This is a genomic window from Nostoc sp. DSM 114167 (assembly GCF_052692655.1).
This window is the reverse complement of the sequence record NZ_CP195116.1, coordinates 3712418-3737029: the sequence shown is the minus strand read 5'-3', so window position 1 is coordinate 3737029 and position 24612 is coordinate 3712418. Positions and strand designations below refer to the sequence as shown.

General features: G+C 41.0%; 23 protein-coding genes. 5 read left to right on the top strand and 18 right to left on the bottom strand.

Annotated features, from left to right (window positions below; all coding sequences use genetic code 11):
- The first annotated feature begins 341 nt into the window (after positions 1 to 341).
- Entirely contained in the window at positions 342 to 515 is a 174-nt protein-coding gene (locus NSTC731_RS16060) for a GNAT family N-acetyltransferase (RefSeq protein ID WP_445631654.1), read from the top strand.
- Between the two features lie 162 nt (positions 516 to 677).
- Here NSTC731_RS16060 and NSTC731_RS16055 read toward each other — a convergent pair whose 3' ends face one another.
- Complete coding sequence (locus tag NSTC731_RS16055; RefSeq protein ID WP_445631653.1) at positions 678 to 2894, bottom strand: hybrid sensor histidine kinase/response regulator; 2217 nt, start codon at positions 2892 to 2894, stop codon at positions 678 to 680.
- Between the two features lie 448 nt (positions 2895 to 3342).
- Here NSTC731_RS16055 and NSTC731_RS16050 point away from each other — a divergent pair, with 448 nt between their 5' ends.
- The gene (locus tag NSTC731_RS16050; protein ID WP_445631652.1) at positions 3343 to 4269 is read left to right on the top strand and encodes a cobalamin-binding protein; all 927 of its coding nucleotides are present in this window, start codon (positions 3343 to 3345) and stop codon (positions 4267 to 4269) included.
- A 162-nt stretch (positions 4270 to 4431) separates the two neighbouring features.
- On the opposite strand, the gene NSTC731_RS16045 is transcribed toward NSTC731_RS16050, so the two are convergent.
- The 3 genes from NSTC731_RS16045 to NSTC731_RS16035 all read right to left on the bottom strand — a co-directional run bounded on the left by NSTC731_RS16045 (position 4432) and on the right by NSTC731_RS16035 (position 5725).
- Complete coding sequence (locus NSTC731_RS16045) at positions 4432 to 4734, bottom strand: TMEM165/GDT1 family protein (protein WP_099100177.1); 303 nt, start codon at positions 4732 to 4734, stop codon at positions 4432 to 4434.
- Between the two features lie 111 nt (positions 4735 to 4845).
- Complete coding sequence (locus tag NSTC731_RS16040; RefSeq protein ID WP_445631651.1) at positions 4846 to 5274, bottom strand: TMEM165/GDT1 family protein; 429 nt, start codon at positions 5272 to 5274, stop codon at positions 4846 to 4848.
- 100 nt (positions 5275 to 5374) lie between these two features.
- Positions 5375 to 5725 (bottom strand): YkgJ family cysteine cluster protein, encoded by a 351-nt coding sequence (locus tag NSTC731_RS16035; protein WP_445631650.1) that lies wholly within the window; start codon positions 5723 to 5725, stop codon positions 5375 to 5377.
- A gap of 228 nt (positions 5726 to 5953) precedes the next feature.
- Between NSTC731_RS16035 and psb30 the strand changes: the two genes are divergently transcribed.
- A complete protein-coding gene (gene psb30, locus NSTC731_RS16030; protein ID WP_069068686.1) occupies positions 5954 to 6097 on the top strand; it encodes a photosystem II reaction center protein Ycf12/Psb30 in 144 nt (47 codons plus the stop codon).
- A gap of 78 nt (positions 6098 to 6175) precedes the next feature.
- Here psb30 and NSTC731_RS16025 read toward each other — a convergent pair whose 3' ends face one another.
- The 13 genes from NSTC731_RS16025 to NSTC731_RS15965 form a co-directional block, all read right to left on the bottom strand.
- On the bottom strand, positions 6176 to 8326 hold the full coding sequence (locus tag NSTC731_RS16025) for a single-stranded-DNA-specific exonuclease RecJ (protein WP_445631649.1): 2151 nt from the start codon (positions 8324 to 8326) through the stop codon (positions 6176 to 6178).
- An 82-nt stretch (positions 8327 to 8408) separates the two neighbouring features.
- Entirely contained in the window at positions 8409 to 8834 is a 426-nt protein-coding gene (locus NSTC731_RS16020; protein ID WP_445631648.1) for a hypothetical protein, read from the bottom strand.
- Positions 8835 to 9198: 364 nt separating this feature from the next.
- Entirely contained in the window at positions 9199 to 9423 is a 225-nt protein-coding gene (locus NSTC731_RS16015) for a hypothetical protein (protein WP_334817945.1), read from the bottom strand.
- 143 nt (positions 9424 to 9566) lie between these two features.
- On the bottom strand, positions 9567 to 10394 hold the full coding sequence (gene pstB, locus NSTC731_RS16010; protein ID WP_445631647.1) for a phosphate ABC transporter ATP-binding protein PstB: 828 nt from the start codon (positions 10392 to 10394) through the stop codon (positions 9567 to 9569).
- A gap of 50 nt (positions 10395 to 10444) precedes the next feature.
- Positions 10445 to 11344, bottom strand: coding sequence for a phosphate ABC transporter permease PstA (gene pstA, locus NSTC731_RS16005; protein ID WP_445631646.1), 900 nt, complete (start codon positions 11342 to 11344; stop codon positions 10445 to 10447).
- 6 nt (positions 11345 to 11350) lie between these two features.
- Positions 11351 to 12292, bottom strand: coding sequence for a phosphate ABC transporter permease subunit PstC (gene pstC / locus NSTC731_RS16000; protein WP_445631645.1), 942 nt, complete (start codon positions 12290 to 12292; stop codon positions 11351 to 11353).
- A 49-nt stretch (positions 12293 to 12341) separates the two neighbouring features.
- Positions 12342 to 13340: a PstS family phosphate ABC transporter substrate-binding protein gene (locus tag NSTC731_RS15995; RefSeq protein WP_445631644.1), complete on the bottom strand. Its 999-nt coding sequence runs from the start codon at positions 13338 to 13340 to the stop codon at positions 12342 to 12344.
- Between the two features lie 85 nt (positions 13341 to 13425).
- Positions 13426 to 14583, bottom strand: coding sequence for a sulfate ABC transporter substrate-binding protein (locus NSTC731_RS15990; protein WP_445631643.1), 1158 nt, complete (start codon positions 14581 to 14583; stop codon positions 13426 to 13428).
- Positions 14584 to 15140: 557 nt separating this feature from the next.
- Positions 15141 to 15533, bottom strand: a complete 393-nt coding sequence (locus tag NSTC731_RS15985; protein WP_445631642.1) for a type II toxin-antitoxin system VapC family toxin — start codon at positions 15531 to 15533, stop codon at positions 15141 to 15143.
- Positions 15534 to 15544: 11 nt separating this feature from the next.
- Positions 15545 to 15820, bottom strand: a complete 276-nt coding sequence (locus NSTC731_RS15980) for a hypothetical protein (RefSeq protein ID WP_445631641.1) — start codon at positions 15818 to 15820, stop codon at positions 15545 to 15547.
- Positions 15821 to 15887: 67 nt separating this feature from the next.
- Entirely contained in the window at positions 15888 to 17141 is a 1254-nt protein-coding gene (gene sbcD / locus NSTC731_RS15975) for an exonuclease subunit SbcD (RefSeq protein WP_445631640.1), read from the bottom strand.
- Positions 17142 to 17432: 291 nt separating this feature from the next.
- Complete coding sequence (gene cysH / locus NSTC731_RS15970; RefSeq protein WP_445631639.1) at positions 17433 to 18158, bottom strand: phosphoadenosine phosphosulfate reductase; 726 nt, start codon at positions 18156 to 18158, stop codon at positions 17433 to 17435.
- Positions 18159 to 18771: 613 nt separating this feature from the next.
- Positions 18772 to 20361 (bottom strand): DHA2 family efflux MFS transporter permease subunit, encoded by a 1590-nt coding sequence (locus NSTC731_RS15965; RefSeq protein WP_445631638.1) that lies wholly within the window; start codon positions 20359 to 20361, stop codon positions 18772 to 18774.
- A gap of 392 nt (positions 20362 to 20753) precedes the next feature.
- Between NSTC731_RS15965 and NSTC731_RS15960 the strand changes: the two genes are divergently transcribed.
- A complete protein-coding gene (locus NSTC731_RS15960) occupies positions 20754 to 21350 on the top strand; it encodes a TetR/AcrR family transcriptional regulator (protein ID WP_445631637.1) in 597 nt (198 codons plus the stop codon).
- 229 nt (positions 21351 to 21579) lie between these two features.
- Here the strand turns inward: NSTC731_RS15960 and patD are convergent, their stop codons facing one another.
- On the bottom strand, positions 21580 to 21933 hold the full coding sequence (gene patD, locus NSTC731_RS15955) for a heterocyst frequency control protein PatD (RefSeq protein WP_445631636.1): 354 nt from the start codon (positions 21931 to 21933) through the stop codon (positions 21580 to 21582).
- 294 nt (positions 21934 to 22227) lie between these two features.
- On the opposite strand from patD, the gene NSTC731_RS15950 reads away from it, so the two are divergent.
- Positions 22228 to 24495, top strand: coding sequence for a RelA/SpoT family protein (locus NSTC731_RS15950; RefSeq protein WP_445631635.1), 2268 nt, complete (start codon positions 22228 to 22230; stop codon positions 24493 to 24495).
- Positions 24496 to 24612: the final 117 nt, after the last annotated feature.

The window sequence follows — 24612 nt, the reverse complement described above, 5'->3', positions numbered from 1 at the left end:
TTGCACTTTCGTTCAAAGCAGGGAGAGGTACATCAAACTCACGTTAAACTACAATAGGTAGTAACATCAAACAGAGTTTAATGAGTAATTTAGTTATAAAAGTTGCTGAATTACTTAAAGATTTTCCGGCAATTTAAGTAATTAGAAAATTATACCAATTTCAAAAAAGAATGCGACAAATAGACCATTTGTAGAGACGCGATGAATCGCGTCTTTACCCAAGGATGTGTTGCAATCATTAATTGAATTGGTATTAGTTTTTCAAAAAGAATAAGGGTAGATCCTGCTTGATAATTTGATGGCAAAGATGAAATATTCGAGCGTCTAATTGCTTCTTTAATGTGGAAGCTGTAGGTACTGCTAGAATCAGATATTTAGATGATAAAACTGCCAAAACAGAAAGATTAGCTGTTTTATCGACAATTAGAGAGCAAAGTATTGGTAAGAAAATTATTGAAAATGTCCTAGTGATAGCTAAACAACATATTCCAGAAGTCGTAATTCATGCTCAATAATATATGAAATATTTATACAAAAAACTGGATTTTCTAGAACGATAAATATTTGAATAAGCTGTATTTGCGATGTGAAAATGAGAAAAGTATTTTCACATTTTAATTACAATTATATAGTGTTTTTTCACTAATTGTTCAAATAAAAATGTATTTTATGAGCAATTAACTAAAATATTTCATTAAAATTGACTCTAGCTGGACTATACGAATTGGCTTGATCAGGTAGTCATCAAAACTACCTGGTAGCATGGCGATTTCCTCCTCTAAAGGTTCGCTAAAGGTCATCATCACAATCGGTAAATGTTCCCGATAAGGCTCTTTTCTAAGGATATTCAGCAAATTCCAGATATGAACATCTTTTACTAACTGCAAATCAAAAAAAACTAAATCTGGTTGGAAGCTTTGTATCTGTTTCAAAAAGTCGTTAGCATTATCTATCCACTTGACTTGGTAGCCAATTGTGTGGAGATAATCTTGCAATACTGTTGCTGTGTTTTCCTCTTCTTCTACAAGCAAAATAGTTTTATTTGTGGAGATGCCTGAAGAAGAGGAGGACGAGGTATTTGCTTCCTCTTCTGTCTCATCGAGATGATTTGTCTCATCTTCCCCATTTTCCGGATGCTCTGGATTTGGTAGAAACAGAGTGAACTGACTGCCCTTTCCTAAAGTTGATGTCACGGTAACATCTCCACCATGTAAACGCGCTAATTTCCGCGTCAAAGCTAAACCTAAACCAGTGCCTTCATACTGACGATTTAACCGACTGTCAAGCTGTTTAAACGGTTCAAATAAAAATTGAAATTGACTTGAGTCTATACCAATGCCAGTATCTGAGACTGTAAACGTTATCCCTTGTGGCACTTTTTTGACTACCAGCGATACTTCGCCTGCTGGGGTAAATTTAATAGCATTAGTGAGCAGGTTGAGTAGCATTTGCTTGATGCGCCGCTCATCAGCAATGCAAATATCAGCTTCTTGGTCAATTTCATGTGTGAGTTGCAATCCCTTTTCTGAGGCGCGATCGCGCACTGTCCAGATGGCATAATTACATATATCTGCCACTGATAAAGATGATAGTAACAGTTCCTCTTTGCCTGCTTCTACCTTTGATAAGTCAAGAATATCGTTAATCACTGCCAGCAGGTGTTCGCCACTACTATATATACAACTTATATATTCGTTTTGCTTTTCATTCAGAGAGCCAACTATTTCTTGTTGCAGTAACTGTGACAAACCCATAATCGCATTGAGAGGTGTCCGCAACTCATGGCTCATGGTTGCTAAAAATTCAGTTTTTGCTCGATTGGCAGCTTCTGCTGCTTCTTGAGAGGCACGTAGTTTCAACTCTGTTTGCTTACGTTCAGTAATATCCTCAATCATCGCTAGAAAAAACTCAGGTTTACTATTGCTGCCTGGTATAACAGAAACAGAGATATGAGTCCAAAGTAAGTTACCATTTTGATGCTGGCAGCATCTTTCTATCTCAATACGATGTCTTTCAACAAGCTGTTTTTGATGTCTGGAGGGTTGTAAACCGTCCCTTGAAGTTCTCTTTAAGTCTGTGCGAATTCCTGACATCAGTTGTTTGTAAAGTTTTAAATCCTCCTTTTCTATGGAAATGTAATCTGTAAAGCATTTGCCGTATAACTCTTCTCGGCTGTATCCTAAAATCTGGCATAATGCCAGATTGGTATCAACTATCTGCCCTTTCATATCTATCAGGCCAATGCCGATAGAGGAACGCTCAAAAATCGCCCGAAATTGTGCCTCACTCTGTCGCAGTGCTTCCTGTACGACGTTTCGCTCGCTCGCTTCTATAGCCAGTGTCACAAAATCTGCAATTGAGCCAGCAAAACTCTCTTCTTCTAAAGTCCATTGGCGACCTTCACCTATGTGTTCGTGACAAACTACGCCTATCAAATGACCCTCTAGCCAAATTGGTGCGTCTAGTATAGATGTGATGCCTAAAACTGAAAGATAAGACTCGGATAATTCTTGGGTTCTGGGATCGTTTCTAGCATCATCTGCGGCAATAGTACGCTCCTCTTCTAAAGCCTGGAAATAAGCAGGAAAATTTGTTTTTAAAAGCGAGTTACCAAAGGTATGCTTCTTAGTCCTGACATCATACAAATCAATGCATTCAATTTTTGAACGTTCTTCATTATATAACCATACCCCAACTCGCTCTACTAACAGCGTCTGAGCAGCAGTTTCTGTAATTTCCCTCAACACCGCATTGAGATTACCTTGCTGAAATGTCTTGCTTCTTGCCAGTTGCACCAGCATCTGGCTTTGTTTTCGCCGACTATTTTCTCTGATTCGTAAAGCCTCTTGGGCCTGGTTGTGCTCTGTTATATTTCTAGCTGACACCACCTGCATTAGTTGCCCTCAAGAAGAAATAATTTGGACTTGCAGTTCTACGGAAAAAGTAGAACTGTCTTTGTATAACTACAATTACTTGCTATGGTTTTTCATAACCGGAAAGTATAATTTTTCTAACTAAATTTTATGATTCTGGCTAATTAGTTATAAGCTAGATTTTGCTGATTACTTCTGTTACTTCATACCAATAATTTTTGCCAGGGGATAATTAGCATTTCTAGTAATTTCATTATTAAGTAATTTTACTATCAAGTAGTATAAGTAGTATAGTATTTTTTATTTAAAACTGGGGAGTGCTAAAGACTTTTCTCAATACCCAATCGCTAGTACAATTTCTTGCTGAGTACTGATTAGCAAAATACCCTTGATTCTCCTAGAGAAAGATACTTAATGGCTCAAATTCTGCCAAACTTAAGGTAACGGCAGCTTTTGCGGAGGTGAAGCGATGACAGATAGTGATGTAAGAATTGTTTCCCTAATTCCCGGTGGAACGGAGATTTTAGCGACACTAGGTTTGGTTAATGCTATTGTGGGGCGATCGCACGAATGCGATTATCCTCCAGAAATCCTCAATCGTCCCATTTGTACCCAAGCACGTTTAAATAGTGATGCCTCCAGCAGCCAAATTCACGACGACGTGAACAATTTATTGCAATCTGCTCTGAGTATTTATGAAATCAAAACAGATGTTTTAGAGCAATTGCAGCCTACCCACATTCTCACTCAAGACCAGTGCGACGTTTGTGCTGTCAGCTTACACGATGTTGAAAAGGCAGTTGCTACACTCATTGACAGTAAACCTCAGATTATTTCTTTACAACCCAATATTCTCCAGGATGTTTGGGCTGACATTGAACGAATCAGTAACACCTTTGGCGTAGACTCGGTAAAAGTCTTAGAAAATTTAGAAGCTCGCGTCAAAATTTGTCAGCAAAAAATCCAAGGACTTTCTTTAGATGAACTGCCTACTGTCGCTTGTATCGAGTGGACCGATCCTTTGATGATCGCTGCTAATTGGATTCCTGAATTAGTTAACTTAGCAGGAGGACAGTCTTTATTTTGCGCTACAGGTCAGCCTTCTCCGATCTTGCCTTGGGAAACACTAGTAACAACTAATCCCGATATAATTATTTTTATGCCTTGTGGCTTTGATTTAAACCGCACTCGCAAAGAAGCCAATTTATTAACTCAACGTCCAGAGTGGGAAAAACTACACGCTACCGAAACTGGTAGAGTCTACATTACCGATGGCAATTCTTATTTCAATCGTCCAGGGCCGCGACTGGTAGATTCGCTAGAAATTTTGGCAGAAATTTTGCATCCAGAAATTTTTCAATACGGCTACAAAGGAACTGCTTGGGAACGTTTGTAAAAAAGAATTCAGAACTCAGGAGCAAAGCCGGAGACGTTTCCGTTAGCTCCGGTCAGAATTCAGTATGAATTCAAGTCTGGTTAAGTGAGATTGGTTTAAAACCTTGGCGCCTTCCAATCGCCCACAAAGACTAATTCTGATTCCTGGATTCTGAATTCTTCTTCAAGGTGTTTGTTCAGAATCTGCCGATGGTTCATTGTTAAATAACAGCAGACGTGCAGCAAGAATGGCAAATCCTACAGCCGCGATCGCTTTTAAAACCCGTGTAGGTAATAATTCGGCTACTGCACCCCCTGCTAACGATCCCAACAAACTTGTCAACAGCAATGCGCCTGCTGCACCAAAAAACACTGCACGTGGAGAATTAGAACGTCCTGAAAGTGCGATCGCCGCTAGCTGACTTTTGTCACCCAATTCTGATAAAAAAACCGTAATAAAGCTAAGTCCTAAAAGATGCCAATCCATATAATTGATGGGGAATGGGGAAGATGAGGGAGAATAACTACTAACTTCTAATTCCTAATTCTTGTACAGACGCGATTAATCGCGTCTCTACTCCTAACTCCTAACTTGTAACTAACCTTGGAATACATCCCAAAACAGCATTAGAGAAATTACCAATAACATCACGCCAGCTGATTTTTCTACAGTTTTTGGGCTGAGTCGGCTGGCTATCCAACTACCTAAAAGTACACCTAATAAGCTGGTAGTTATTAGCGCTGCCGCCGAGCCGATAAATACCGCCCACGGCGAATGAGATTGTGCGCTCATTAACAAAGTGGATAGCTGAGTTTTATCTCCAATTTCTGCTAGAAAAATGGTTACAAAAGTCGTACCAAAAACTACTAGCGTTGATTGCTGCTTTTGAGGACTATCAGCAATTACAGGCCGAACCAAGGGAGCGATCGCAGGAGTTAAGTTAAAATCATTGCTGTCTTCCAGTTCTAGCTCGATCTCAGTGTGAGATATGTCAGAAATCTCCAAAGGTGCAGAATCAAGTTTCACAAGCAGTAGTTTTGGTTGCTAGGGTGTTTTCATATTTCTATCATTTTCTCAGATTTTTGTCATAAATTGCAATCTCACACAAAAAAAGCAGGGTTGGATGTCAAAGGCCAACAGCTTGGTCGAAGCGTATTATTTCTAAACTGCGATCGCCATAAACTCCTTCTATTTGCTGGCGACAGCAGTCAATAGCAAAATCGTTGACTTCTTCTGGTTCAATCCCATACATATCTTGAAACACTTCTGATTCCACACGGCAGAAGCGGGGACGATTGGGGTAAATGCGACATTCTCGCGTGGTATGGTCGAAATTAACGCACCATCCTCCTTCGCCTACCATGCTGAGGTAGAGTTCTAGTTCTGATGGAGAGAGGTACTCTTCCAAGTCTGGACGCTCTGCTGGATCGAGATTACAACAGGCTCCACATTGCTTTACACATTGCCAAGTTGACATTTTTAATTAGGGATTGAAGAAGGGAATAGGGGACAGGGAATAGGGTACAGATTATTTCCTGTCACCTCTCCCTTAATCCCAATCCCCCTATTTTACGTTTTTATATCTTTTCTTATAATTTTGTTAAGTAAATTAAATTTAACAGTCCATAGCCATATATGATCGATTTCGGGTTTTCTAATTTAAGTTATTGAATTTTTTAAGACTATTGGCAGGAGAAAAGGAAAAATGTTTGACGCTGTGTCTGACTTGTTTAACGCTTTTACCAGTATCAATTGGGAAGTTATTTTCCAATTGTTGTCCGTGGCGCTGATCGTGATTGCTGGGCCAGCAGTAATATTTGTGCTGGCATTTCGCAACGGCAACCTATAAGAGTGCTGAGTGCTGACTAAGGAGTTAACAGTTAAGAGTTAGGAGTGAGAAGTTAATTAAGAATTCATAACTCATAACTCATAACTCAGCACTCAGTACTGATAACGCCTGAAGGGCAGCTTGGATAATATTGTCATACTGTGGTTGAGAAATATCAACTTCTTTAGCGTTTTGACGATTAGTGCCCAGCAAACCAATTATATGTCCTGGCTGCATGGCTAAGACTTTGCCTTCAGAATTTCTAATTCTTAATTCTGCTTTAATACCATTTTTATAGAAACCACAAGTATATTGTCGCTGGTTGTACTCAAAGGTGGTGCTTGACTGAATAGGTGGCGAAGCAAAAAATTGTTGAATCTGAATTGGCAGTCTGACTCCTATCAACTCTAGCTCAATGCTAGTGTTACCGTTAAAGTAATTTTCTCGCAGTTTATAAGCGATATCCACTCGCGATGGTAAGCGGAAGTAGTCGCCCCAACGCCAAGCGATCGCTTTGATTTTATACTCCTGATTATCAATAGTTTGGGCAACGGTCAGTTTGATGTGACCTTTACCAACAATTTTTTGCTCAACCACTTGAACATTAGGTGTCCAGAAAACTGGATCGGGGTTGTCCATACCGCAGGGATGTAGAGCATTAAGCTGTTGATAAAGCTGTTGATTGATGTGATTAAGGTTGACTTCGGCATCAATTTTCAGCAGAGGTTTGAGATGCTGGGGTTCAAGACACTGGTTAGCAAACTCAATCAAACGCGATCGCAACACCTGTAAATTTTCTGCTGGTAGAGAGAATCCCCCGGCTGCTTTGTGTCCGCCAAATTTCCCTAGTAAATCGTGACAATATTCCAAAGCTTCAAACACATGAAACTCTGGAATTGAGCGTGCAGAACCGCGTATATGTCCCTCATCTTCATAAGTTCCAATAAATACAGGAACACCGTAGCGTTCCACCAAACGAGAGGCGACAATCCCAATAACGCCATGATGCCAATTGGGTTGAACAACAACTAATACACGGTCTTTTTGTAGAGACGCAACAAATTCTGTCTCTACATAAGCGATCGCTTCTTGTTCAATTTGCTGACACATCTCCTGGCGAGAAGCGTTGATTTGTTCGCACTGCATTGCTTTTTCCAGCGCCACTCCCATATCATCTGTAGTCAGCAATTCAATCACAGTCTGGGGATTACCAATCCGGCCAATAGCATTAATTCGCGGCCCCAGACGAAACCCGATATCTTCAGGCTTGAGCGATTTTGGATTTGAGGAGTTAGGAGTGAGGAGTGAGGAGTTAGGAATATTGAATTTTTTCTCCCCTACTTCCCCTGCTCCCCCTGCTCCCCTGCTCCCCTGCTCCCCGTCTCCCCTCGATTGAACGCCGCCTACCTGAATCAATGCCTGTACACCAGCTAAATTGGATTTGGGTAAATGCTGTAAACCGCGTTTCACCCAACGGCGATTCACGCCAGTTAAGGGGGCTAAATCTGCGATCGTTCCCAGTGTAAACAATGCTAGCATTGGCTGGATCAAGCCTTTAGTCTGCCCTAGCTGTTGTGCTAGAGAAACTGCCAAGATGTAGGCAACACCAACACCAGCAACACCCCGATAAGGTGAGGATTCAGCTATCAATTTAGGGTTGAGGATAGCGTTAGCTGGCGGTAATTTTTGGGGTATATCGTGATGATCGGTGATAATCACCGCAAGACCAAGTTCTCTAGCTCTGGCGACTGGTTCAAACGCAGAGATACCATTATCTACAGTCAGAATTAATCCCACACCTTCGCTGTGAAATTCTTCAACTATGCGTTTATTAATACCATAACCTTCGTGCATTCGGCTGGGAATAGCATAATCTACTTGTGCGCCCAAAGTGCGGAGACTACGCAAAAGTAGAGCAGTGCTGGTCATTCCATCAGCATCGTAGTCACCACAAATAGCAATTTTTGTTTGAGAAGCGATCGCATTTTCCAACAACTCCAAACTAATCGCCAAATCTGGGAAATCTTCTAACGGCGAAGGCAAAACTAAAGACTCTGGATTTAAAAATCTTTGTACCTGTTCTGGTGTTTCCATACCCCGATTAATCAATAACTGGCTGACAATCGGGGAAATATTTGTCAAAACCGCCAGATTTTGGGCAAATTCTGGTTTTTGTGGATAAATTTGCCAACGTTGATCGGGTAAGCGCCTGCGAGGCTTTGATAGTTCAGATACAGCTCGGTCTAGCACAATACAAGTTAGGAGTTTTCAGTTATGAGTGTTGAATTGAAAGTTATTTCTTAACTCATAACTAATAACATTAATTTGCTATCTAAAACACGTTTATCCTACCATCATCCATAATATATAACGAGCGATCGCCCGGAGAGCGCCAAGTCGGACGGAGTTCCAGCCGCAATGTGCCAAAATTAAGTTTCGAGACAATTGCTTGCAGTGACAAACCCTTTTCGCTCCAAAATATCAAAGATGTATTTGGCTCCGTACCCTCTATTTCTTCTAAACTCAATTTCTGCCCTGGACTCAAAGATATTGCATCAGTCCCAGAAGGTTTTTGGATTTTGATCAGGTTAGGTGTGCTATTTATAACTTCAACTCTGATGTGTTGCCCAGGTGTAAATTGAATTTGGTGCGACCCACACTTAGAGGCACAAGTTCGAGCGAAAGTGGCACTGGGATTATTGATTGATGCAACTAGAATGGTAGCTGCAACTAAAGCAAATGACAGAGGCTTAAACATAATACACAGTATAAGTGCTAGACTAAAATGTTACTTCAGTTTAGTACTTTCAAGCCTCAGTATATTTTCCAGAATTACTTTGGTAATTCCCAGTTATTAACTTACTAATTACGAATTATTTTTATAAACATCTCCTCTCGCACCAATAGCGTAAATTTCGATGTCTTTGGAATCAATATCGACTGTAAAAATAATTCTGTTTTTACCTATACGTAGTCTGTAAAATCCCTCCCAATCACCTTTCATCTTTTTGATATCTAGTTCTGTAAACGGGATAATACCTTAGTCTTCGACAGCAATAAAAATTTGCTTTATTTGCTCCCGAATATTTTCGACATCTTCGGGATTTGCTTTTTCTAAAAATTTAATCGCTTTTTTGCGAAATTTTATTGCCATATCTTACCCAATCGGTCATATCAATTACTTCATCCTCAGCATCATCTGAAGGTACACCAAACTCAGCTTCAAGTTCGCGTTGCTCATCATCATTTATGTAAGGAATAAGAATTTGGCAAAGGCGAAGTCTTTCTTCTTGCAGAACTTCACGCATAGTTTCTTTAATCAATGCTTTTAATTCTTGAATTTCCACTGTATGCCTTTAATTCGTAGTTAGATGTATATATATTATCTAGTCTCAGCTTGTACGGGAGGGAAAGGTTAAAGGGCAAAAGAATAATAGTAGTTCACAACTGAACTTGACTCTTACCTTTCCCCTTCTACTGTGATGCCTCTTTAGCCAAACCGTCCACTGATATAATCCTCAGCTTCTTTCGTTTGAGGAGAACTGAACATTTGCGCTGTCGGATTAAACTCAACTAATTTTCCGCGACGTTTGCCATGCTCGTCAATTTCTGTATTGAAGAAAGCCGTGTAATCTGCGACTCTAGAAGCTTGTTGCATGTTGTGAGTCACCATAATGATGGTGTATTGCTCCTTGAGTTCTAAGCAGAGTTCTTCTACTTGGCGGCTAGAAATTGGGTCGAGAGCAGAACAGGGTTCATCCATTAATAATACATCTGGCTTCATGGCGATCGCACGCGCAATGCAAAGTCGTTGCTGTTGTCCGCCAGATAATGCAGTACCTTTCTCTTTAAGTTTGTCCTTGACTTCATCCCAGATAGCAGCGCGTCTGAGAGAATCTTCCACCAATTCATCAATGTTACCTTTATAACCGTTAGCCCGCGGCCCAAAGGAAATATTTTCGTATATTGATTTGGGGAAAGGATTCGGTCTTTGAAAAACCATGCCGACTTGGCGGCGTAATTTTACAGAATTGATCTTAGGATCGTAAATGTTGCGATCGCGATAATTCAGTCTACCCTCAACTTTAGCTCCAGGGATTAAATCATTCATCCGATTGAAGCAACGCAGTAAGGTACTTTTACCACACCCTGAAGGCCCAATAAAAGCAATAATTTGTTTATCAGGAATCTTTAAGTAGACATCTAAAAGTGCTAGAAATCCTCCATAAAAGACCTTTACACCTTCAACATTGAATACACCATTATCTTGGTCGATTGTGGCACTATCTGATTTACTTCTACTATTGCTATAAGTCATTTGTTGAACTCCAATATCTGTGAATCTATCCAAATTAGATATTTAATTACCTAATTTATTGAGAAGCGTTGTCGAATATAAATTGCAACACCATTTAAAGCTAAAATCAAGATTAACAACGCAATAATTGTGGCTGCTGCTGCACTAGCAAAACCCGGTTCGGGACGAGTTATATAACTGTAAATTTGAATGGGTAATGCCATAAACCTCTGAAACAAACCAGGGTTAAAGGTGAGAAAACCCACAGCACCGACAACAATCAGAGAGGCTGCATCACCTATAGCACGGGATACAGAGATAATTACCCCCGTCAGAATACCGGGAACAGCATAAGGTATGACATGATTGCTAATAGTTCGCCATTTTGTGACACCTAATCCGTAAGAAGCATTTCTCAGGGAATCTGGGACAGAGCGAATTGCTTCTCTAGCTGTCACAATAATTACTGGTAAAGACAACAAAGATAAAGTCAATGCACCGGAAATCAAAGCAGGGCCAAACCCAAGCAAATAATTGAAAACCCCTAAACCCAGCAATCCATAGACAATAGAAGGTACACCTGCCAAATTACTGATATTAATCTCAATAATCGCTGTCCACCAAGCTTTAGGTGCATACTCTTCTAGATATAAAGCTGCTCCGACACCAATGGGGACAGTAACTAAAATCACAACCAACCCTAAAAGAATGCTGCTGACAATTGCAGGACGGATACCACCTTGGTCAGGAAAACGAGAAGGAGTTTCCGTGAGAAAGCCGGGTGATAAAAATCTGCCTAATCCGTCTTTCAAAATATCAAAAAGTAGCAACGCTAGGATAAATAAACCAATCAGCAATCCTAACAAAAAAAGTACTTCAAATACTTTACCCAATGTTTCTCTACTTTCAACATTATCGGTAAATTCTGCCGCAGAATCTAGAGAATCATTTTGTTGATAACTTGTAGCCATATTTATTTAGTCGTATTTTTCCTTAAAGCGATTAGCAATCCAGAAACTAACAATATTCAAAGCAAGGGTAAGTAGAAATAAAACAGCACCTACAGCATATAATGTTTTGAAATTCAGGCTACCACGCGGACTATCTCCACCAGAAATTTGTGCCATGTAGGCTGTCATTGTTTCTACTGATTCCGCAAAGTTGATAGTTAGTCTTGGTTGCTGTCCAGCGGCGATGAGAACAGTCATTGTTTCACCCACAGCTCGAGAAATACCCAAAATAATCGAGGCGATGATTCCAGAAAGTGCGGCTGGTAGAACTACTTTAAAAATGGTTTCCAGTTTAGTGATACCTAAAGCATAAGATCCTTCTCGCAAAGAACGCGGAACTGCTCGGATGGCATCTAAGCTGATAGAACCAACAGTAGGAGTAATCATTACCCCCATCATTAATCCCGCACTCAAAGCGTTGAATATTTCCAGAGGGATAACATTCCGCAGCAATGGTGTTAGGAACAACAAGGCAAAGTAACCATATACTACTGTAGGCACTCCCGCCAGAAGTTCTACTGCCGGACGTAAAATAGCTGCTACTTTGGGTTGAGCATACTCACTTAAATAAATCGCAGAAGACAAACCTAGAGGAATAGCAACTGCCATTGCAATAGCTGTAGTCAAGAAAGTGCCATTAATTAAGGGCCAAATGCCAAAATGTTTCTCTGCAAATAGAGGTGTCCATTTAGTATCAAGAAAGAATTTGGCAAAGGAAACTTCTTGGAAAAAACTGAATGTCTCCTGAAAGATAATTACGACAATACCAAAAGTAGTCAAAACCGAAACTAAAGCACAAGCAAATAAAATTACCGCCACAATCTTTTCAGATATATCTTCAGATGGATTTTTATCCAGTGATTCTCTAGATTGTAGATAAAGACCATCTTGAGAATTAGTATTTTGCATAAACAATTAACTTCTCACTAAAATTAAACTACTATGGCTGAGACTTAAATTAAATAAAGTTTGTGATCGGTTCACCTGGTTTTGCTTTTTTAAACTTTGTCCCAGTTTCACCAGTAGCAAATTTTTGTTTGACTTTGAGGTAAGCTTCATCAGGTAATGCTACATAACCTACACTATCTACCCACTTCCAAGAATTTTCTAGATAAAAATCTACAAATTCTTTGACTGCTGGCTTAGTATCTAAAGACTTTTTGCTGACATAGATGAAGAGAGGACGAGACAAAGGTGTATAAATATTTTTAATTACATTATCCACCGGAACTGGTTTTTCACACTTTCCAGTAAGACTTTCTACAGCAACTAGATTCAGTTTTTCTTGATTTTGAATGTAGTAAGATATCCCAACATAACCCAAGGCTGTTACATCACCTGACACTCCTTGTACGAGAAGGTTTTGATTCTGAGTGGCAGTGTAGTCTGTACGGCCATTCTTGGCTTTACCAGTCACAGCTTGAGTCATATAATCGAATGTTCCCGTATCAGAAGATGGAGCATATAGCTTCAGCTTTTCGTTAGGAAATTTAGGATTAACTTGATTCCATGCCAATATTTTGCCGTCTGATTTGCCGCCCCAAATCTTACCCAGTTCCTTAATAGTTAGACATTTGGCAAAGTTATTTTTACGGTTGGCAATCACGGCGATGCCATCTAAAGCTACAGGCAACTCGACAAATTGAATATTCTTACTTTGACATTTTTTGATTTCTTCATCTCTAATGGTGCGAGAAGCACCAGCTATATCAATATCGCCATTACAAAATTTACTGAAACCACCACCAGTGCCACTTGAGGCAACGCTAACTTGAGCCTCAGGCTTAACTTTACCGTATTCTTCTGCAACTGCTAAAGAAATCGGAAAGCCTACAGCAGCACCATCAATACTCACTTGACTTTTCAATTGCCCGCCGTTACAAGCACTGATACTGCTGGCAATAAGCATTAAAGATGTTAGGAAAAAGCTATCCTTAAATCGGCTACGAAAGCTCATAAAATTATTAATTTCAGTAAAATGACTGTGAATTGCTTATATTTGGCTATCTGCAAGTAAAAAATGCTGCATAAAAAAATACATATCATGCTTTGTTTGCAGCTTGCACTTTGTCAAAAATTGCTCCATCTCCAAAAAACTTTTTCTGGATAATATCCCAGCCACCTAAATCTTGAGATGTGAATAAAGTTTTAATTGGCAGATGTTGTGATGCTACTTCTTGGCTAACGGTGGGGTTAACAGGACGATATTGTAATTTTGCAAATTCCCGTTGAGCTTCTGTAGAGTAAAGAAAATCAACAAATGCTTGTGCAACTTCTCTTGTACCGTGTTTCTCGGCGTTTTTATCAACTACCGCTACAGGATTATCAATGGAAATATTGACTTGGGGTACAATATAAGGCAACTTAGTCCCATTTTTACCCGCCAAAATTACCTCATTTTCGTAGTTAATTAAGACATCTCCCTGACCTTTTTGGAAAAATAAATCGCTTGCTTCACGGGCATCTTTTGTTAGAACAGGGGTGTTTTTATAAACTTTAGTGACATAATTTAACGCTGTGGTTTCGTCGCCTCCCGTTAGACTCACCGAACCCCAAAAAGCTAAGAATTCCCAAATAGCAATACCAGAAGTTTTTGGGTTAGCTGCAATCACTTTCACGCCATCTTTTGCCAAGTCTGCCCAAGTATTGATACCTTTAGGATTGCCTTCGCGAGTAACGATCGCAGCAACCGATTTGCTAACAATACCATTTCTGGGAGCTTCGGTTTCCCAACCCGATTTAATCAAACCTGCTTGTTGAATTTTGCTGACATCCAGGGGAAGTGCCAAGTGTACTATATCTGCTTCTTGCGAACCGTTAATGACAGCAGCCGCTTGAGCGCCAGAACCTCCATAACTTTGCTCAAATGTGACGTTTTGGTTATGTTCTTGCTTCCACTTCTGGATAAATTTGGGAATTATCTGGTCATGAGCGGCTTTGGTGACAGAGAAAGATACAAGTTTTAGCTTAACATCATTTTTGCTAGCTGAACTGCTTCCAGAACAGGAGGCAACTGCTATACTCAAAAAAATACTTGTTAAAAATAGACTCACAAAGCTTTGTACACTGCGTCCATTCAACCAATTTTTAATTGCGTGTTGATACCGGAGTTGTATACTCTGCAAAGCTTTCATGACATAAGGCTGTATTCCTTCACTTAGAAATTTACTTAACTGTGTCGGTTGTTGCGACTTGCTCATTAGAATCACCCCTAAATCTACGGTATTTCTACACGCATACCGTGATTAGGAGAATTATAGGGTATATAGAATAATATTTATCATCTGAATTAATTTTTTTTTACTCAATGAGCAATTAACGATCGAAAGTAGCAAATAAATCTGATTTACCAAGGCATTTCAGAAGACAGTTTTTTTGCTGGATAGAAAAACAATCTGATTGCATACATAATATTTGCTAAAAAGATGTGATTTTTAATACAAAACAGTAGTGTAAATTCGACTTTTTTTAGCCAGTAAAGCTGTTTTTAAAATAAAGTAGCCGCACTATAGCATCTTGAGTATCATATTGAGCGATCGCCCTCATTAAGACTATCAATTATCTGAATTTATACTATATTAATTATTCTCTCATTATTGAAAGAGCGATCGCCAATCAACCGACTATTTACGAATCGGTTTAATCGTGTGGACATATTAATTATTCTCTCATTATTGAAAGAGCGATCGCCCCTGTTGTGAGAATATACGAGCGGGCGATCGCTCACTTGTAGAAATACTTATATATAGCTTTTTTGCTATTCTAACCAGTTCTCTAATTGCAAATTAGGTATATTTTCAAAATCTTTAATATTGTTTGTAACCAAAATATCATTACGAGAACGGACAACAGCAGCAATTAGTACATCTACTTCTCCTGTTGGTCTACCAATTTGCCTCAATTCACTTTGGATTTTACCAAATTGTCTGGCAGCATCTATATCAAATGGCTCAATAGGTAATAGTTCAGTTAGTTGTGCTAGTGTTTCTAAATTTTTTTCAACTTGTTTAGAACAGTAAACACCTTTGTAAAGTTCTGAAACTACTATTGTAGATAGATAGCATTGGCTGAAATAGCGATTAAATACAGGTACTACTTTGGAATTACCGTTAAGCAATGCAATACAAATGTTAGTATCTAAGAGATACATTAGTCTTTATTCTATTTATCTATTGAGTTTATTACCCTTCCTTGGTAAGTATGACGCTGCTGGTTAATTTCAGCAAAGACATCTATCAACTCTGTTTGGTCTTGCCAAACTCCAAATAATTGATTCAATTTTGCTAATCTCTCTTCATCTGTTAAGTTTAGTTTTGCTACTACAGATTCAGTATCAGGAAGTTCTAAATTAACGATTATTTCTGCTCCATCGGGAATACTGTGAATTTGCTCTAATAATTCAATAGTTTGACCGCGTTTAATTCCTCTAATCTTCATTGTATGATTACTCCTGTAATCCCTACTACTCAAATCTTAGATATTTTCTCATTGTAGTTATTTTAACCTACTCATTAGTTGCTGCTTCCAGCCAAACTTCCACATCATCTGCTAGCAACTTCTGTGCTGCATCCATCATTGATGTTGCAATATCTTTGAGGTCTTCGCGATTGTTCAAGTAAGTTTTCAACGCTTCCATTGGGTCGATGCTGCTACTTGCACTCAATTCAGGAATGCGGGGCCTGGCTAATTGACTCACTAATTCTGCTTGCATGGTGTAGGTGTGAGCGGGACTTAAAGCAGTATGTAGAGAGGAACTGTCAATTAAATCCATCTGTTCAGAGCGGAGTTTGTAAATTAGCCGCACTACAGCATCTTGAATATCATACTTGGCGATCGCTTTCATTAACACCGCTTGCGGATCGTCTGCTTTTGAGACATCCACTTCAATGGTGCGGAAAGTCCGAACTGTTAAAGGGCAAAATTCCCACTCAGCGCTTCCCCGCTCCAGTTCTATCATCACATAGCCTTTGTCTTCTTTTTCTTCACTAAAATCTACCCGCTCAATACTCCCTGGATAAATCACCGGCGGGTTGTTAGATTTATTCAGATTTTGGTGGCGGTGGACGTGTCCCAACGCTACATAATCAAAACAAGGTCGCGTCAGCAAAGATAAGGGCAGAGTAAAACCTTTACCCACCGCCAAAAATCTTTCTGCGCCCAAGCTAGCATTGTCAGCCATCAAGTGAGCCAAAAGGATAGTAGGTACATCTGGGTCAAGACGGCGAACTTCCCCTTCTAAAACAACTCGCAGACGTTCCGTTAATAGTTGGTTGACTTCCGCCAAAGATAAACCTTCAGTCTCTTGGCGAGTCATCAGGGTGGAACGAGTCAGCCAAGGCAGGGTAATTATCTGCACTTTGCCATTACGGGTTTCGATACAGTGCGTAGTTAATGTATCACCAACAACAAACCCTGGCACTCCCAAAGTGCGGTAAATATTTAAACTTGCCCCTCCCTGTCCTTGGGAATGTTGGTCGTGGTTGCCTACCAATAGCACTGTCGGAATATTGGCATCCATCAGACGGCGAAATTGGCTAGCAAACGCTTGTTGTACATAAGGCGGTGGTGTCGCATCCGGGAAAGCATCGCCACCAAATATCACCATATCAACGGCATCTGTTAGCGCTCGGTCAATACATACAGACAATGTATTGACAAAATCCTCCAACCGTGTATTTAATCCAGTCTCAGGATTAATTCGTCCGTGGGAGAAGCCGCTTCCCATGTGGATATCGGAGAGATGGAGGATTTTTATCATATTTGTCCTTTGTTCTTAGTCATTTGTCCTTTGTCTAATACTAATTACAAATACAACTCTTGGAGAGGCTGCACAACTCTTGGAGACGCTTTGCATAGCTTGCTTCCCCGCAGGGGTACGACTACCCTCTGTTACCACGCCAACGGCTTCTCTACGAGACGCTGTTCGCGTTCGCGGTAGTTGAATCTCGACTTACTTCGACTACGCTCAGTACAAGTCGCTCGATTACCGCGCAGTCGAAACTCAGTACAAGTGACAAATAACAAATGACAAATGACCAATGACCAATGACTAAATATGAATTCCACATTCTGTTTTATCACTTCCCCGCCAACGTCCGGCGCGTTCGTCTTCGCCTTCAGCTACTTTGGTGGTGATGGGTTGGTCGCCGATGCTGGGATAACCTTTATCGTGGAGGGGGTTGTAGATGACTCCATGTTCAGCCACATAAACCCAACTATCTTGACGAGTCCAAGTAGCGATGGGATTTACTTTCAGCCGACCTTTACCGTCTAATTCAAATATGGGCATATTTGCACGGGTTACTGCTTGGTCGCGGCGGCGCCCGGTAATCCAAGCAACGCTGTTGAGTTCGTCTAAACCCCGTAGCAGTGGTTCAATTTTTGTAATCTGGTGGAATTTAGCAATATCCGTATCCCAGAGTTTGTCGCCGTATTTGGCTTCAAAGGCTTCGCGGGTGTCTAGGTCTGGAGTTTTGAAAGTTTGCAAATCCAGGTTGTAGATTTGTTTGGCTTTGGCAACTAATTCTAAGCTTTCAGGGAAATGGTGCAAGGTGTCGAGAAAGATTACAGGAACGGGATGCTTCAGTTCGCTGTAAAGAATATGGGTAATTATCATGTCATCCACGTTAAAGGCACTTGTTTGCACCAGTCCCGTTGGGATATTCTCTATAGACCATGCCAGTATTTCTTTGGGACTGGCAGTTTCAAATTGCTCATTTAATTTTTCTAAGTCAAAAGCGATCGCTTGGTTTCTAGATGCCGTGGAGACTGTCATGATAATCTTCTATTCAAATATTTCTACCTTGATTAATATCGATCTTACTCCATGAAGACGCCTATTCCGCTCGGAGATAAGGTAATTATTTTGGGTGGAAATTACTACATTTTGAAAATGGGGAATGGGAGAAGAAAATAATTACGCTATATACTTGCTATAAATTATACAAAAGTGTTTGTGATAGTTTTTATTAAGAAACTTTACAGTAATTTAAGTTTTACAATAATTTTATAGATATTTATACTGATTTTGATATGGTTAAGGAACTATTAATAAAAGGGATTTTACTTAAATGAACAATGCAAAATTTAGCAACCCATTAGGCCAATCTATAATTATGGGTGCTTTAATGATGTTAACCAGCGTTGGGATCATTACAATAATGAACTTTTTCTAAGATTAAAATTTCTCATTTTAGCAATAAGACTTTACATAGTCCCGCTCAAAACTGAGTGGGACTTTTGCTTTTTTCATCCCGAACAATCCGTGTGTATTAATTTTCTGCTATCACTTTCGGCAGAGAATAATCTAGAAGCCGTGTTATTACGTAGTTTTGCAATCAAAAAATTTAGAATAGGGATGCGATCGCTATTTCCTTATTTTCTTTAGCCTAGTGCCCGACTGGCGCTTTCACTCCTGCACCGCCTTTACCCAAGAATAATAATAAGGGTAATGAGCAAAGAAATCCTATGCCTACGACTCGAAAGCAATCTGCGTAAGACAAAACAGCAGCTTGAATATCTACTGTTTGACTTAATAAAGCTAGTGCTTGTTGTTGCGCTGTTGCCGCATCCATGCCTTGGCTTTGAAGTGCCCCATTAAGCAAGTCGAGACGTTGATTGGTTTCTGGGTCATAAGGGCTAAGTTTTGCTAACAGAATAGCTCGATGAAAAGTCTGTCTTTGGTCAAGCAGAGTAGTAAGTAGGGCAATGCCGATACTACCACCTAGTTGTCGAGTCAGGTTATAGAAACCAGAACCAGCAGAAATATCTTTTTTGGGTAGCGGGCCTAAAACTGCCAAACTCAAAGGGAGAAACATAAATACAGTAAAAGCTCCGCGCCATACCAATGGCCAAAATAAATCGTCTGTGCCGCTTTGTGGGGTAATTGCTGCTAATTGAAACATGACTCCAGATGAGCCGACAGCGCCGATCGCAATTAAAAATCGGGCATCAACTATACTAGTCAGTTTGCCTAATAAAATCATCCCGATCGCAGACGCTAAAGCCCCAGGTGCTAATAATAGTCCTGTTTGTGTTGCCGTAAATTGCAGCACGCTCTGAGCAAATATCGGCACAGCAAACAGTGCGCCATAAAGCCCCATACCCACCACTGCTGAAAGAACGCTTCCCGCAGCTAAAGAACGGTGACGCAAAACTCTCAAATCCACAGCCGGGTGATCTGTTTTCAGTTCTCGCCAAATAAACAACCCCAAGCCGATGATACCGAGGATAGTCAGAGAGACGATGAAACTAGAGGAAAACCAGTCGTCTGTTTCCCCTTCTTCTAATACAGTTTGTATGCTACCCACAGCCACGATTAAAAAGCCAATTCCCCACCAATCAACAGCTTGGTTCTTTGTATCGCTCTTATCCTTATTTTTTGGCAAAAACGCCAAAGACATGGCGACTGCGACGATCCCAAAGGGAATGTTGACAAAGAAAATCCAGCGCCAGCCTAAACCATCTACTAAGAATCCTCCTAATGTTGGGCCAATTGCTGGCCCAGCAATTACACCCACGCCAAAAACTGCTTGAGCCAAACCTTGTTCGGCTGGGGGAAAAGTCTCGAACAAAATCGCTTGGGCTTTTGCTAGCAATCCGCCACCGCATAAACCTTGGAGAATTCGAGCCGCAATCAACATCGGTAGATTGAAGGACAGCCCACATAAAACAGAGGAAATCGTAAAACCAACTAGCGAGAAGATAAAGTAGGTTTTACGCCCAAAGTAATCTCCCAACCATGCAGATAAAGGAATTAAGACGACGTTAGCGATCGCATATCCGCTAACTACCCAACCCACCTCACTGACAGTTGCACCCAAGGTAGCTTGGATATCAGTAAGAGCAACGTTAACAATACTAGTATCAATTACTTCTAATATCGCACCCAGAGAAGCCGTAAATGCGATCGCCCATTTCAAGGGGCCGTGAACATAACCAAATTGGTCAATACTAGAACCTTTAATGTTGGTAGCCATTCTTTAGCACAAATAATATTTGGGAGATGTCAAGCAATGCCTTAGCTAAAATTAAGTATTGTATATATACGCTACGGTAGCGTATCATATAAAAACGGTCAAGAGAGTTTTTTCTGAAAAATGGCAGAAATACTTATGCTAAAGATGGATGGTCATTGCTGCTGTTTTAGTGCATGAGAATTGGGTTATCAGGCAATACAGTTTAGAACGAGCAACAAAAAAAACACTTGTAGAGACGGCGATTTATCGCGTCTTGAAACCCCAAAATTGTTGCCAGTAGCCCTTAAATCAAGGGTATTGGGTATAAAGCTTATTTGTTTCCCAGAGGCTATGTTCTATGCCCAACAGTGGAGTAAACGACCAAAAAGATATTGCTTGGGGATGATATTTTTATGAGTAAGCAAATTAACAGCACCTCTGGACGCCCACGCAGCATCCACGCCGACCAAGCGATTCTGCAAGCAACTTTGGATCTGCTTGCAGAGGTAGGATATGAAAGCATGAGTATAGAAGCGATCGCTTCTCGTGCTGGAGTTGGTAAAACAACCATCTATCGGCGTTATACTTCCAAAGAAGAACTAGTTGCAGACGCGATCGAAAGTCTTAGAGATGATTTAGCGATCCCCGATACCGGTAGCTTTTGGGGAGACATGGATATCCTGATTAAGAATGCCGCCAAAAAAATAGATAGTCCCCTTGGTCGTCAGACACTTGCGCTGATTATTAGTACAGCGTCTAGCAATCCTCAGTTTGCCGAGGTCTATTGGACAAAATATACAAAACTCAGACGTGAAGCCTTTTCTAAAATACTTGAGCGTGCCAAGTCCAGAGGCGAAATTCACAAGGACGCAGACGTAGACTTAATTATCGACCTTGTAAGCGGTTCACTATATTATGCACTGATCTTCAAACCCACAACCGAGCCAGTAGAAGCATACATGCGCCGCACCATGAATCTTCTCCTCAAAGGTATAGGGAATGGGGAATAGAGAGACAAGGGGGACAAGGGGGACAAGGGAGACAAGGGAGACAAGGGGAATAACCAATCCCAAATCCCCAGTCCCTAGTCCCCAGTCCCTAGTCCCCAGTCCCCAGTCCCCAGTCCCCAGTCCCCAGTCCCCAGTCCCCAGTCCCCAATTCAACTTGTTAGCAAAATAACTTTCCATCATAGGTCATAAATGAGATGATGGAGAAATTAGAGAAAAAGGTGAACAATTGTTATTTTTCTCCTTCCGCTTCTGGTTGCAGAATGGCATCACAGTATTGAATGAGGGTTGTCAAGCGATCGCTAATCGTTTGAAGTCTCGTTTGTACAGTAGATGCTTGCCGCGCTCCTTGGAAAAACATCACATCTATTTCCAACAGGCGCAATTGCTTGCTCATCTCCGTTTGATAAGACTGCACTCGCCAGTTTTCATCAGCCAAAGGCACAATCTGTTGCCCAAAAAATTGCTGCAACGTGGCTACACGCTGCCGCAGTTCGGGCGCAGCGATTTGGGTAGTTGTGGCATCGGAGCGTAATTGCTCTAATAAAGTTACGAATGCCAGATATTTCTCAGGGTTTAAAGACATCCAGTGCTAATTAAGATAGTATTAATGTCAAGTAATTTTTCTTCTACAATAAACTTTCTTAAACACTTATCAGTACTAAAAGCCTCAAATCGTGATTTGGGGCTTTATTTGCCATCAATGGATTTTCTTTAACGATCCTTGAAATTCAAACTGGATGACTACCACTGGCAATTGGAGAATCGTCCTTACACTGCTTTTTCCACCCTTCTTTGGGCAACAGCATCTTTATCAGGGCGATGCTGCTAGTTTTATTTATCATTCACTTATCTACCGATCCATTCAAACCCAAATTGTATGAGCAGTATAGCGATAAATTCATCAGTTGACCTTGCCATTCCCGAATGGTTAAAAAAATGTTTGAAGGAGTCATCGACAACTAGCGGCGCAGCAGAAGATGACCGAAAACATAATGATGCCGTCTTAATTGGTCGAGCATTTGAATTTGCTTACCAACTGCATGAAGGTCAATATCGCAAATCGGGAGAACCATACATTGCTCATCCCATCGCTGTGGCTGAATTGTTGCGTGACTTGGGAGGCAGTGCTGCTATGATAGCAGCTGGATTTCTCCATGATGTCGTTGAAGATACAGAAGTTACAAGTCAAGAAATAGAAGAACGCTTTGGCCCAGAAGTGCGACAATTGGTCGAAGGTGTCACCAAGCTTTCTAAAATCAATTTCACCAGCAAAACCGAAAGCCAAGCCGAAAACTTCCGGCGGATGTTTTTGGCAATGGCGCAAGATATTCGGGTAATTGTCGTGAAATTGGCAGATCGTTTGCATAATATGCGAACTTTACAATATATGTCAGAGGCCAGCCGCCGCCGCAGTGCCCAGGAAACGCGAGATATATTCGCACCCTTAGCCAATCGCTTGGGGATTTGGCGAATTAAATGGGAACTGGAAGATTTGGCTTTCAAGTATTTGGAACCGGAAGCTTACCGCCAAATGCAAGAGCATGTTTCTGAAAAACGGACGGCGCGAGAAGAGAAATTGGCCAAAGCTACAGATATTTTGCGAGAACGTTTGCAGCAAGCCGGAATCCACTTTCAGGAGATTAGCGGTCGTCCCAAGCACCTTTACAGCATTTATCAAAAAATGCACCGCCAGCAAAAGGAATTTCATGAAATTTACGATTTGGCAGCGCTGCGAATAATTGTTCAAACCAATGAAGAATGCTATCGGGCGTTGGCAGTGGTTCATGATGCTTTTCGCCCAATTCCTGGGAGATTTAAAGACTACATTGGACTGCCAAAACCTAACCGTTACCAGTCATTGCATACTGGGGTGATTGGATTAACTGGCCGTCCTTTAGAAGTGCAAATTCGCACAATCGAAATGCATCATATCGCCGAGTATGGGATTGCCGCCCACTGGAAGTACAAAGAAACAGGTGGTTCTAGCATTAGCCATTCGACAGCGACAGATGACAAGTTTACATGGCTGCGGCAACTGCTGGAATGGCAAACCGATCTCAAGGATGCCCAAGAATATCTTGATAGCGTCAAAGATAATCTATTTGAAGATGATGTCTATGTCTTCACCCCTAAGGGGGATGTTGTGCCTTTAAGCCCTGGTGCTACCACTGTAGATTTTGCTTATCGCATTCATACAGAAGTCGGAAACCACTGTTCAGGGGCGCGGGTGAATGGGCGAATGGTGCCACTGTCAACGCGGCTTTCCAATGGCGATATTGTAGAAGTTCTCACCCAAAAGAACTGCCATCCGAGTTTAGATTGGTTGAACTTTGTCAGAACTTCGGCAGCGAAATATCGGATAAAACAATGGTACAAGCGATCGCGCCGGGAAGAAAATGTCGCACGTGGACGAGAGTTGTTAGAAAAGGAACTTGGCAAAACTGGTTTTGATAGTCTGCTGAAGTCAGAGGCGATGCAGATTGTCGCGGAAAAGTGTAACTACCATAGCGTGGAAGATTTACTTGCTGGGTTAGGTTACGGAGAAATTACGTTAAACCTAGTGCTAAATCGTTGGCGAGAAGTAGCGAAGGGACAACAACCAGTTGCCACTGTGTCACCATTTATCCCTAAAGAACCAAGTTCAAAAGCTTTGCGAGATGCATCTCCAACTACTTCACGCTCCAGTGATTCGCCAATTATTGGGGTAGAGGGGTTGGTATATTATTTAGCTGGGTGTTGTACCCCGATTCCTGGCGAACCAATTATTGGTGTGGTAACGCGAGGTAGGGGGATTTCAATTCATCGCCAAGGCTGCCATAATCTGGAGACTGTGGAGTATGAACGCTTAGTACCAGTTAGGTGGAATCCAGCCGCCGAAAATAGTGGTCGTCCGCATACTTACCCAGTGGATGTTCAAATTGAAGCTCTTGACCGTGTAGGGGTACTAAAGGATATTTTGTCACGGTTGAGTGACCAAGGAATTAATGTCCGTCATGCTCAGGTGAAAACCTCTGCTGGCCAACCTGCATTGATCGATTTAGGAATAGATATACGCGATCGCTCTCAACTAGAGCAAGTGTTCGTCCAAATTAAGAAAATGAGCGACATTTTGAATATTCGCCGCGTCGGTCAAATTGATGAGTAATCGGGGTATCAATATCCCCATCACAAAAAACCTTCTCTTGCTTACCTAGCAGCCTGTCTGGGAACTCAATATGACGGCTATAAACTGCCTCTAAAGAGATAAAACCTTCCCTGGCAG

Bases quoted from the DNA above. Each gene is read 5' to 3' on its own strand.
- NSTC731_RS15960 (WP_445631637.1), top strand. From the start codon at position 20,754: ATGAGTAAGCAAATTAACAGCACCTCTGGACGCCCACGCAGCATCCAC.
- pstC (WP_445631645.1), bottom strand. From the start codon at position 12,292: ATGCAAAATACTAATTCTCAAGATGGTCTTTATCTACAATCTAGAGAA.
- NSTC731_RS16055 (WP_445631653.1), bottom strand. From the start codon at position 2,894: ATGCAGGTGGTGTCAGCTAGAAATATAACAGAGCACAACCAGGCCCAA.
- NSTC731_RS16020 (WP_445631648.1), bottom strand. From the start codon at position 8,834: ATGTTTAAGCCTCTGTCATTTGCTTTAGTTGCAGCTACCATTCTAGTT.
- NSTC731_RS15985 (WP_445631642.1), bottom strand. From the start codon at position 15,533: ATGTATCTCTTAGATACTAACATTTGTATTGCATTGCTTAACGGTAAT.
- psb30 (WP_069068686.1), top strand. From the start codon at position 5,954: ATGTTTGACGCTGTGTCTGACTTGTTTAACGCTTTTACCAGTATCAAT.
- cysH (WP_445631639.1), bottom strand. From the start codon at position 18,158: ATGACAGTCTCCACGGCATCTAGAAACCAAGCGATCGCTTTTGACTTA.
- NSTC731_RS15995 (WP_445631644.1), bottom strand. From the start codon at position 13,340: ATGAGCTTTCGTAGCCGATTTAAGGATAGCTTTTTCCTAACATCTTTA.
- sbcD (WP_445631640.1), bottom strand. From the start codon at position 17,141: ATGATAAAAATCCTCCATCTCTCCGATATCCACATGGGAAGCGGCTTC.
- NSTC731_RS15990 (WP_445631643.1), bottom strand. From the start codon at position 14,583: ATGAGCAAGTCGCAACAACCGACACAGTTAAGTAAATTTCTAAGTGAA.
- NSTC731_RS15965 (WP_445631638.1), bottom strand. From the start codon at position 20,361: ATGGCTACCAACATTAAAGGTTCTAGTATTGACCAATTTGGTTATGTT.
- pstB (WP_445631647.1), bottom strand. From the start codon at position 10,394: ATGACTTATAGCAATAGTAGAAGTAAATCAGATAGTGCCACAATCGAC.
- pstA (WP_445631646.1), bottom strand. From the start codon at position 11,344: ATGGCTACAAGTTATCAACAAAATGATTCTCTAGATTCTGCGGCAGAA.
- NSTC731_RS16050 (WP_445631652.1), top strand. From the start codon at position 3,343: ATGACAGATAGTGATGTAAGAATTGTTTCCCTAATTCCCGGTGGAACG.
- NSTC731_RS16035 (WP_445631650.1), bottom strand. From the start codon at position 5,725: ATGTCAACTTGGCAATGTGTAAAGCAATGTGGAGCCTGTTGTAATCTC.
- NSTC731_RS16045 (WP_099100177.1), bottom strand. From the start codon at position 4,734: ATGGATTGGCATCTTTTAGGACTTAGCTTTATTACGGTTTTTTTATCA.
- NSTC731_RS15950 (WP_445631635.1), top strand. From the start codon at position 22,228: ATGAGCAGTATAGCGATAAATTCATCAGTTGACCTTGCCATTCCCGAA.
- patD (WP_445631636.1), bottom strand. From the start codon at position 21,933: ATGTCTTTAAACCCTGAGAAATATCTGGCATTCGTAACTTTATTAGAG.
- NSTC731_RS15980 (WP_445631641.1), bottom strand. From the start codon at position 15,820: ATGAAGATTAGAGGAATTAAACGCGGTCAAACTATTGAATTATTAGAG.